At 62.6% G+C, this 454-nt stretch carries 1 protein-coding gene; it reads left to right on the top strand.

The genetic code is table 11. The features are described from left to right. The coding region (locus tag FBT96_RS21135) for an SEC-C metal-binding domain-containing protein (RefSeq protein ID WP_212635429.1) at positions 1–360 on the top strand (360 nt) is incomplete at its 5' end. Positions 361–454: the final 94 nt, after the last annotated feature.

Raw genomic sequence — 454 nt, 5'->3', positions numbered from 1 at the left:
CTGGCTGCGATGCAGCTCAGGCCCGAGGCGTGGGGAAAAATCGCGGCCAGCAGAAATGTGCGCGCGATCAAGGCGCTCAAGAAAATCGAAGAATTGGGCAAGCTGGCTGCGCGCTTCGCAGATGGCGGCCTCTACAAGGCCAACAAACTCGCCACGGAGGCGCCCGCGCTGATCCCCGACCTTGTCGAGGAGCTGAACTTGTTCACCAAGGCGCAGGTTCCGGGCTTGCCGACCGGCTTTCCAATGGCCGCCAACATGGCCTCGGCTCCGGGTCCAAAAGTTGGGCGCAACGACCCATGCCCCTGCGGATCGGGTAAGAAATTCAAGAAGTGCTGCGGCGCGGGCGGGCCAGTGCTTTGAAGTGACAAGCGCGCCTGAAGCACACCATGCCTGCGGCTTCACCGGTAGGGTGCCGATCCATGCCGTCCAGATTTGTGCAAGGTTGACCCGCTCC

Source organism: Rhodobacter capsulatus (assembly GCF_005144475.1).
In the GTDB taxonomy this organism is placed as follows: Bacteria; Pseudomonadota; Alphaproteobacteria; order Rhodobacterales; family Rhodobacteraceae; genus Rhodobacter; species Rhodobacter capsulatus_C.
This window is presented reverse-complemented; position numbering and strand designations above follow the sequence as displayed.